The following is a 9,711-nucleotide window of genomic DNA, read 5'->3' as shown; positions in this document are numbered from 1 at the left end:
GGATTAGGCTATTGTCGGTTGTATATGAATATTTTCACCGCCAATTGAATTGGCGGAAATCGCTCTTTTCGCCGCCATAAAGTGAGGCGGCGAACAGCTGTTGTCCATCAATCGGTATGAATTTTTCGCATTCGACTTTTCCATACACGAAGTTAAGATCAAGTGGCGGTGTCTCTCCCAGAATTGCGGCCCTCATGTCATTAAGCAAAGTTGAACGTACGTTTTTTGCATGGGTATCTTGTCGCCCTTGGGCGTAATCTCGCTGAATAATTGGGACTTCAACCTGATATTTATCAAGCAGTTTGAAGAAGGTTTCAATTGTCTCGCTCACTGTCCTGCCCCCCGTTGAAGAATGAGTTCAGCGTTTGTGTTACAGCGGAAACATAATCCACTTTGTCTTTTTCGTTCCATATATCCATATCATCAAGATTTTTCGAATAAACCTTCAAGAAGACGTTTTTTGTGCATAGCGGTACAAAAAGACCCTTGGATTCACGTTCAATAATTATTTTGCGTTTATCAAGGAATGGCGCTTCTTTATAACTGCGATTTGTGTGACAGTCGAGCAAGGCAAGGTTACCGAAACTGTCATCTGCATCATCTGTTTCATCTGCAGTTGCATGGATATGCTCAATATCCCATTTTTCACGTTTATAAATATCAAACGGGAACCGATATTGTTTTTCACTTTTACATACAAGTGTTGCAAGGTTGAAAAGCAAGAGTAGCTGGCGGATTCTTTTCTTATGGGCAGTTGTATCAAGAGCAAGTATGGCTAAATCATCATACTTAATTTTAGCCTTTGCGAGCAAAGCTGTGGCAACCTCGCTTTTTCGCTTGCCTCGAGTAAGTGAAAAAATCTCTGTTATCGTTGTGCCTGTAGCTATTAGATAGCCGATTATATGATATTTATTTAAGTCACTATACCAATCGCGAAATTCTGCATATAATTTTTCAACATCACTCCATAGGGAATTGACAAAATCAGTTTCGCTTCCCTTAGCGTTTTTCAAAGCTGCTGAGAATACTAGAAACGGAAAGTAGTTTTGGTTAGTAGATATCGGATTCTTTGCATTATTGTTATAGTCTTTTGCAAGCAAATCAAATAGCATATCAATACGAGTACCGCTTTGCTCTTTTTCATTTAGGAAATACCAAAAAGAATCCTCGCGTAATCCTTGTTCTATCCTGTCCCACGCTAAGGAAATCTCAGTTTGGCGCTTGTTTGCAGAAGATGTGTCAAAGTTATCTTTGTTTAGGAGTAAGGCTTTAATAAGTTCCCCATTGGTGAGTGAGATTTTACCCAGATTCACTTTTGTGAACATAGCAATAGGGTCACTGTCTTGCGGGAGTTCGTACCAAATAAAAAAAACGCTCTTTCTGATTTTGGTATTAAGTTCTTGAATGGCAACAGACTTATCAGGTTGAGTTTCAAGCCATGTATTCATATTTTTATAGGCAAGTCCCATATGATAGAAATCAATGTTTGAATTATCAGAGTAGGTGTCGTCCGATAAATTCTTTAAGAAGGAACTGCTGTTTTCACGGGTTTCGTAACTCAATTCAAAAGGTGGCACGGCAGAGCGAATTTCTTGTGCGGCAATTTTCATGAAAATATAAATAGTAGTGAGGCGTTGTTGTCCGTCTACAACTTCGAACGAGCTATCCTCGCGTCTCTTTACTATAAGCGGCTGAATACAGTACATCTTATCGCCTTCGTTGGAAAATTCGGACACATCATCAAGTAGCGCTGTTACTTCATCTTTAGTCCAACGATACCCCCTTTGATATGAAGGCACGAAAAAATTGTGACCTTTTAGGTCTCCTATTGTCTTTTCTCCATTTGCCAATTTTCTAACCTCCTACAGTGGCTGCTCGCGTTAATAAACCCCTAGGTCAGGTTTGCACTTGGTATCAATCGAACGAAGAAACATTCTCGATACCTGCTCGTCGAGATTTTCCAACTAGATCTTCAATAACAACACACTGATCACTGGTTCACCACAATATGAACAAAGTTCACATATCCGAAATAATAATACTGCTTAAAGTACTGATACGCTTTATCAAAGACTTCTTTTGTCATTAATTTTATCACCAAATTTTCTCGTTCTGTTCATCATTAATAGTACAATATTATACATATTTCACCAAGCATTCTTTGTATACCGGGATCAACTTCAGAACACATAAAAGCGGCGATTAATTCGATACCTGGGATGAATTGGATCAGTATAGCATCTTGCCAGGCGGTGGTAGAAAACCCAAAAGCCGTTATGCTCCCAGCAGAGGATTTTGAGCTTGTTTCGCTGACGGTTGCAGAACACAAACAAACATGGTGAGAATGGGTCGAGGCCAAAGCTGGTCTGAACGAGTGCAGCAAGGCCGTCGATCGATTTACGCAGATCGGTCACGCCACAAGCGAGATAGACGCGATGGGCTGAAGAGAGGTTTAGCATGACGAGATTTCTTCAACTGTGCGATGGAGCATTTATTTACGGAACACCAAGCAAACCATCGTCATCCCGCTAGAGCGGAACTCCGTGATACGCTGGGCCCATTGCTTGCGGAGTTGTTCTTTGGTAGACATAGAGGCAACCTCCTCAATTGGATTGCCCCTATGTTCTCATATATGAAGTGACGGTTGAAGGTGGGCTAGATTTGAAGCTTACCTAGATACCAGTGGGGATTAAAAAAGATGACTCCTGTACAATACAGAAATCATCTGTTAGCTGTTGTCTAACCTTTTTTGAAAGTGTCCTTGACAGGGGGTCAGTTTAAATCCTTAACTCTTTTCTAACACTATTATTTCCTTAAGAGACTGATAAAATTACTCAGTTCTTTCTTTGCTTCATCGGTTGTTCCATTCAACTCGTTCAAAAGCCCAAATAAGTTATCATATGAATTTGCAATTTCTGCTTTAACTTCTGTCAACTCTTGAGCCACTTGTGAAAGTGGAATACCTTCTTCTTCTTCAAACGTATCGACATAACGTGGAATGTTCAAATTGTAATCATTTTTTTTGATTTCATCCAAAGATGCCACATGAGCATATTTCTCAATATCTTCACGGTTACAGTAAGTTTCGATAATTTTGTTGATGTTTTCAGGAGAGAGTTTGTTTTGGTTCTTGCCTTTTACAAACTCATTTGAAGCATCAATGAACAAAACATCTGTACTCTTGCGAGCTTCACGGCCTTTGAACACCAGCACACATGTTGGGATACTTGTCCCATAGAACAAATTAGCTGGCAATCCTATAACAGTATCTAAAAGATTGTTTTCGATAATATTCTTACGGATTTTACCTTCAGATGCACCACGGAAGAGTACACCATGTGGCAATACGATAGCCATTGTTCCAGCTTTATCTAAATGGTAAAGTCCATGAAGAACAAAGGCATAATCTGCCTTAGAAGCTGGTGCTACACCATAACCCTTGAAACGTGTATCTTTTTCTCGGTCAACATCTTTTATATCCCAGTTTTGAGAATATGGGGGGTTAGCCACAACTGCGTCGAACTTCAAAGGAATTTGTGTGCCATCTTTTTCAGCAAATGGCCAGTCAGCATCAAGTGTGTCTGCGCGTTTCAACTCCATATTGCGATAGTTAACTCCATGCATCATCAAGTTCATGCGAGCCAAGTTATAAGTCGTTGTATTCATCTCTTGGCCGTAAAACTCAACGCTCCCTTCTTCATCACCATTTGGCAATTCTTTTTGAACTGTTAAAAGAAGTGAACCTGATCCCATTGTAGGGTCATATACGCGAAACTGATCACCAGTACCAGCTGCATCAACCGTGACAATTTTTGCAAGGACTTGACTAACTTCATGAGGTGTATAGAATTCCCCGCCTTTTTTACCAGCATTGGCAGCAAACTGCCCAATCAAATACTCGTACACGTCACCCAAAATGTCACGTCCTGTATCGTCCTTGAAATTGAACTCGTTAATCATCAAAACGATATCATTCAAGGCCTTCGCACGTTCGTTTGTACTTGAGCCAAGGCGTGTATCCCCAAGGTTAACATCTGAGAATACGTTTGCAAAGTCAGCTTCTGCGACTGCGTTCCGTTTGGCGTTTGTATTGAATGAGTCAAACATGTCTTGGAAGTCACTAGCTTTGATTTTGTGATTTTCAATTTTTGATACAATTTTTTCCCAAGTGTAGGCTGGGTCAATCGCATATCCGATACCTTTACTAATCTCCTCGAGGTAATCTTCCTTTTCAGTATCATCTGTCACTTCGTAATACTCTTCCAGATCATTGTCTTTCAAGTATTCATCTTGATTTTCTGATAAGTAGCGATAGAACATAAATGGCAAAATATAATTCTTGTACTCACTTGCATCCATTGTCCCACGAAGTTTATTAGCCATTTCCCATAGCTTGGATGTAATATCTGTTGCATTACTCATTTGTGTAATCTCCTTTTCTTATACAAACATTTGTTGAAGCAGTGATTCCTTCAATTTTTTAAGCGAATTTAACTCACGCTGCTGAAGAGCGATAGTGTCGTTGAGTTGATCAAAGAAATTACCAATTTGGAGCTGTTCCTCCTTGCCTGGCAATAAAATTTTCAAACTCAATAAATCTTCCGGGCTAACTGATTGGCGTTCGTACACAGTACCTTGTTGATAACGTAATGAATACCGAATAAAGTCTTGTCGTGTGACGAACATTTCGACATAGCTTGGAAATGCTAACTTGTCATTTACTTCGAACGTCACATAGATTGGGCTGAACACCGCTTTTCCATAACTATTTCGTGAAATCGCACCAAACTTCAGGTTAGCAGGATTATAGACGATATCATTTAGCTCAGTGGCTTTATACTTTTTAGCAGCTTTATCACCCACAACAAGCTGTTCTCGTTCGTAACGTTCTGTTTTAGGTGTAACACCTTTCTCAACAGTGAATGATACTAGTGGATAATCCTTGTTTTGTGGATGCTGAACATTACGTTCAGTTAGCACGTCACTCAACTTACGCTGTTCCCAAGCATCCGTAAATCCTGCAAAGCGAATTTCAGGAACATCGGCTCCATCTTTCGGAAACATTTTTTGAAGCAGGCCCTTTTTCGTATCCTTCAACAGTTCTAACTTACGCTGATGAAGGGTGATGAGGTTGTCGAGTTGATTGAAGAACGAATTGATTTTGATTTGTTCAGGAACAGAAGGAATAAGGCACGAAACTTTGGAAAACGAATCCCAATACAGCCTTTTTCTGAAATCCGTGACCCCATAAGAAAAATTATCTATCTGGGTAATTATCTCATGCCGCCGCAAGCAATAATCCATAAATGGCGGAAATAATTTTTCATTCGGAATGGCCGTAATATAGGCAGGGCTTACCATTCCTTCTATTTTTGCTACGCCGATCGCTCCTTGCCAAGCACGCATCATGTTGAATACTAGATCGCCGGAACGCACACCTTTATACAAGGATTTATCTTCACTTCTGCGAACTTCCTTACCCAATGTACTGCTGTCTAATTCACCGTTTGAAATACCGTGATGAATGGAAACCGAAAGAATTTGTAAAGAATTATTACCTCTTTCGTTTCTTTCCGTGTAAATCTCCCCCAACTTACGCTGTTCCCAAGCGTCAGTATATCCTGCGAATCTAAATTGGGGTGATTTTGTTATGTTATCGCTCATTTCTGATCTCCTTTTTGTAGTCTGTATAATTTCTTCACTCGACTACTCTCCCTTCTTAATTTCGTCAGCCATTTCGTAAAATGCCTTACGGAATTCAATGCGATATCGTACCCAAGATAATTCTGCAATCTTTTTATCTGCAATTTCTTTATAATCAGCTCTTGCGTCATTCATGATTGCTGTTAACTCACCTTGTTTATCCATATCCTCTTGACCTAAACGGTGTCTCCTAATCAAGCTTTCAAGTTCCTTAGGTTTTGTGCTGTTATCAAGTCCCCAAGTACGGATGAAGTTCGTTACAAGTAGAATATTCGTATCCTTTTGTGCTCTATCCATCGCTTGGTTCATTTTTTCAATACTTCGAGGAGCTGGATAATGATCAAATACAAACTCTTTTGAGATAATTTTAGATACAAAGTTGCGCATCTTAGATTTTTCTCTTTCATTATCTGACTTGGCAATTTCAATATGGATTTCATCACGTGTCTTTTCTGCTTTAGACATAAAGTTCGCATGAACTTCGTCAGCCATTCGAGCAATTAAATCAATCAAGTAGTCATAGTTGATGGTAACGTCGTGAATATGAATCATAGAGAGATTGACTTGCGAAATATCGATATTTTCTCGCTTAGCACGTCGTTCTTTCAACTCACCGGCGATGACAGTTGTTAAAATGACTTCCTGCTCCTCAGTAATCCCTAAACGTTCATAGAACTCTTCAGGATGATCATAAGCAGAAACAGGATTTTTGTCATCATCTTCGGTATATTGTTTCAACTGACTAAGCAAACGATTATACTCTTTCAAATTTTCAAAGACTTCATCCTGTGCTTTTTCACTTGGTGGTAATTGTACAAAATCATCTGTAAGCGACCCAAGTTTCTTGATGACTTCTTGCATCTCAGCTTGAACCTTACTAAATGGTTTCGAAATAATACCAGACTCTTCATTACCTTCTTTCAAATCTTCAAGTGAAAGCTGTTCAGCAGCCGATGCACGATTTGAATAGATAGCAAAAGCCTTATTCATTTCATACTCGTTTTGCTCTGGCCAACGATAGTTAACAACATTCCCCCAAGGCTTATCGACAAGGTTATGCATTCGGTTTGTACGTGAGTATGCCTGAATCAGGTTCCCACCTTTAAGTGTTCGATCAATATAGAGCGTATTCATCTCAGGAGCATCAAAACCAGTCAAAAGTTGGTCAACAACGATAACCAAATCTAAATAGTTACCATCATCAGCTGTCTTGTTCAAACGTCGTGCTAAGTCTTCTGTGTAAGCTTTAACTGTCGTCATATCAAAAGCTGTGCCAAACATTGTGTTATAGACTTTAATGGCTCTATGTAAGTTCTCGTTCGTTTTTAGTTGATGAATACTATTAGATGTATCTGCTGAGAAACTCACCGCAACTTTTAATCGTTGCTCTACGGGACAATTCGCATTTTCTTCAGCAAATTTATCGAAATATTCCATCGCTCTTGGTGTACTTGCTTTGTTACCGCCAACGTGGACTGTAAACAAGGCATTATACTTGCGGTCATTTGAACGTTTCTTCCAGTTATCGAAGATGTCATTAACCAGCAAGTTTACATGTTCTGGGCTATAGTCGTAAACACTACCACGAACATTATCATCGATATCATCTTCGGTTGGATCTACGGGAGCCTCGATCGTTTCCTTAAATTCAACGTTAAACCCTAAGACGTTTTTATCCGCAATTGCTTCTTTGATGGTGTAAGCATGTAGAATATCACCAAAGATCTCTCGTGTTTCAGGAAATTTTGGTGTCCCTGTATAACCAACCCAGGCAGAATTAGGAATAGCTTTTCGGATCGTTTCAAGCATACCATCATTTTCAGTACCGTCTCCAGTTGAACGGTGGGCTTCATCAACAATAAAAAGAATATTTTCATTCAGTGGCTCGAAGCTATCTCGCGCTACATAACGCGACATCTTTTGAATACTTGTCACGATGATGTTCTTGTCACTCTTCTTCGTTAATTTGCGATGAAGGTCTGAAATATTTGCAGTGTCACCCACCACACCCGTTTTCCCTTCAAATCCCGCAACAGGATCATAGGCTTTATATGCATCAGATGTTTGGTTCGTGAGCGCAATTCGGTCAACCAAAAAGACAACTTTATCTACATTAGCTAGACGACTTGCAAGCCATGCTGTCTTGAAACTTGTAATTGTCTTACCTGAACCCGTAGTGTGCCAAATGTATCCTAATTTCCCATCATCATATTTGAAGTCAAATTTTCTAACTTTATCAAGCACACGCTTTGTGGCATAGACTTGATAAGGACGCATGACTTTGATACTTTCTTTGTTTTTAGTACCATCAAGTACCATGTAGCGTGTTGCCAAATCATGAGCCATTGGAATTGACAATACTTTATCCGCAAACACCTTCCATGAACGAATAGGGCGAGCATCATCTTCATTTTGCCAGTTGAATGCAAAAGCTCGGTTAAAGCTTTGTAATGGGGTATTTGCCATGTAACGAATATCATACTGCGTCATCGCGATTAGAATTTGCAAGGTTGAAAAGATACCACTGAATTGTTTTTCAGCAATATACTGTTCCATTTGGTTCAAGGATTCTGTAGTACTGTGAAGTGCTTTCTTTAATTCGATTTGAATAATTGGTAAACCATTAATAAGCAATGTCACATCAAATCGACGATTTGGCTTACCATCAATTACTTTTGGCCGTTTAATTTGATTTACCACTTGATAAACAGTGTTTCCACCACCGACTTGAGCTTGGTCGAATACTGTCAGAAAAACATGCTTACCATTGTCAAGGTCAACTTCAATTTCAGAAACTCCGTTAACTCCATACAAAAATTGTCCAGCATGGTAAGGTGATTCAATACTAGTGATGATTTTCTTCACCTGGTTAAATTCAGTGACAGACAATGGTTCATCTAAACGAGCACGATTGTTTTGCTCTAGGATCATTTTAAAATTATCCCAGAGTTGTTCGGTTGTTTTGATGCCTTTTTTGTATTCCCATTGTTTTACGCCACCGATTTTAGTCAAATAATCGACGACTTCACTTTCGAACGCCAACTCCGATTGACTTTTCATTTGATTATTTCCCCTCTAAGGTTTCTTCTATGATTGAGCTCGTAAACTGCCCAATCAAGTCTGCGTATTTGTTTAATTTACTTTGTAGCTTCAGAGTTTCTACGTAAATAGCACCTATTTTCTGCTGTTCTTCAAATGGGAGAACAGGAATAATAATCTCCTCTAGCGAACGAAGTGGAATTCTTAGAACAGGACCACTCCCCTGCAACTCCCTTTCTTTTTGTCGCCTCACAACTTTGTAAGCATTGAACAAGAAAAGAAAATATTTCTTATCAAGTTGTTCGCTATCAAACTCTATTTTTGTGAAATTGAGCGATAACACTTTACCCACATTACTTTTACCGACCATTGTGGCGAGCTGCAATGAGTTGCTGATAACAACATCACCTTCATTTAACGAGGGGTTAATTTGAGACAAAGATTTTTCTGCATCTTTAACAACTACGTCCTCATAATTAGAATCAGCTTCAAAAGATGACCGGTCATAATAATTGATTGATTGAATTCCAAACTGTGTTTGCGCCCGTGTTGGATTTATACCTGGAACGAATGTTACGAACTCCTTTAATCCTCTTTTCTCCAATTAAACCACCCCAAACTTCGATCGCATTCATTGAAATATTTATATATTACATATTAAATCACTCGGATTTACTATGTCAAACGATAATATGAAATATTTTTAGATTTCAATATCGATATCAAGAAAAGTCTAAAGCAACTATTCTGAAAGCAATGTTTTTATTTCACTCTTCTACCAAAAGGCTCTCTTTTACCAATTAGTTACACCATCCAACAGACCCTAAAAAAGAAAAAAATTGTAACCACGTCCTACCATTTTGAGGCGTGCTCTTTTTTTACATCGAAATGATGACATAAAATGAGTATTTTATGAACTAAGTAAAGCAGACTCCAAATGAGATCTATAAAGTTTTTTTGTTGTCGTCG

7 protein-coding genes and 1 pseudogene are annotated in these 9,711 nt (G+C 39.0%); 1 reads left to right on the top strand and 7 read right to left on the bottom strand.

Annotated elements, in window-relative coordinates; all coding sequences use genetic code 11:
* Window positions 1-34: 34 nt before the first annotated feature.
* The 3 genes from L1N85_RS17210 to tnpB form a co-directional block, all read right to left on the bottom strand.
* Complete coding sequence (locus tag L1N85_RS17210; protein WP_235240301.1) at window positions 35-331, bottom strand: hypothetical protein; 297 nt, start codon at window positions 329-331, stop codon at window positions 35-37.
* Window positions 315-1,850 (bottom strand): DUF262 domain-containing protein, encoded by a 1,536-nt coding sequence (locus L1N85_RS17205; protein WP_235240300.1) that lies wholly within the window; start codon window positions 1,848-1,850, stop codon window positions 315-317. The genes L1N85_RS17210 and L1N85_RS17205 overlap by 17 nt, the downstream gene beginning before the upstream one ends.
* Before the next feature lie 330 nt (window positions 1,851-2,180).
* Complete coding sequence (gene tnpB / locus L1N85_RS27995; protein WP_407946488.1) at window positions 2,181-2,459, bottom strand: IS66 family insertion sequence element accessory protein TnpB; 279 nt, start codon at window positions 2,457-2,459, stop codon at window positions 2,181-2,183.
* 215 nt (window positions 2,460-2,674) lie between these two features.
* On the opposite strand from tnpB, the pseudogene L1N85_RS27990 reads away from it, so the two are divergent.
* Window positions 2,675-2,743, top strand: a pseudogene (locus tag L1N85_RS27990) (IS3 family transposase); the annotation flags it as partial.
* A 62-nt stretch (window positions 2,744-2,805) separates the two neighbouring features.
* Here L1N85_RS27990 and L1N85_RS17200 read toward each other — a convergent pair.
* From L1N85_RS17200 to L1N85_RS17185, 4 genes are read right to left on the bottom strand one after another with little or no spacing between them, the layout of a single operon-like run.
* Complete coding sequence (locus tag L1N85_RS17200; protein ID WP_235240299.1) at window positions 2,806-4,422, bottom strand: type I restriction-modification system subunit M; 1,617 nt, start codon at window positions 4,420-4,422, stop codon at window positions 2,806-2,808.
* Window positions 4,423-4,440: 18 nt separating this feature from the next.
* Window positions 4,441-5,664, bottom strand: a complete 1,224-nt coding sequence (locus L1N85_RS17195; RefSeq protein WP_235240298.1) for a restriction endonuclease subunit S — start codon at window positions 5,662-5,664, stop codon at window positions 4,441-4,443.
* A 42-nt stretch (window positions 5,665-5,706) separates the two neighbouring features.
* Window positions 5,707-8,763 carry a type I restriction endonuclease subunit R gene (locus L1N85_RS17190; RefSeq protein WP_235240297.1) on the bottom strand — a complete coding sequence of 1,019 codons (3,057 nt, stop codon included), beginning with the start codon at window positions 8,761-8,763 and terminating at the stop codon, window positions 5,707-5,709.
* A 4-nt stretch (window positions 8,764-8,767) separates the two neighbouring features.
* Entirely contained in the window at window positions 8,768-9,346 is a 579-nt protein-coding gene (locus L1N85_RS17185) for a restriction endonuclease subunit S (protein WP_235240296.1), read from the bottom strand.
* Window positions 9,347-9,711 lie beyond the last annotated feature (365 nt).

The organism is Paenibacillus alkaliterrae, from assembly GCF_021532375.1.
GTDB lineage: Bacteria > Bacillota > Bacilli > Paenibacillales > Paenibacillaceae > Pristimantibacillus > Pristimantibacillus alkaliterrae.
The sequence above is the reverse complement of the archived record's forward strand: the minus strand, read 5'-3'. Positions and strand labels throughout refer to the sequence as shown.

Bases quoted from the DNA above. Each gene is read 5' to 3' on its own strand.
- tnpB (WP_407946488.1), bottom strand. From the start codon at position 2,459: ATGCTAAACCTCTCTTCAGCCCATCGCGTCTATCTCGCTTGTGGCGTG.
- L1N85_RS17200 (WP_235240299.1), bottom strand. From the start codon at position 4,422: ATGAGTAATGCAACAGATATTACATCCAAGCTATGGGAAATGGCTAAT.
- L1N85_RS17195 (WP_235240298.1), bottom strand. From the start codon at position 5,664: ATGAGCGATAACATAACAAAATCACCCCAATTTAGATTCGCAGGATAT.
- L1N85_RS17190 (WP_235240297.1), bottom strand. From the start codon at position 8,763: ATGAAAAGTCAATCGGAGTTGGCGTTCGAAAGTGAAGTCGTCGATTAT.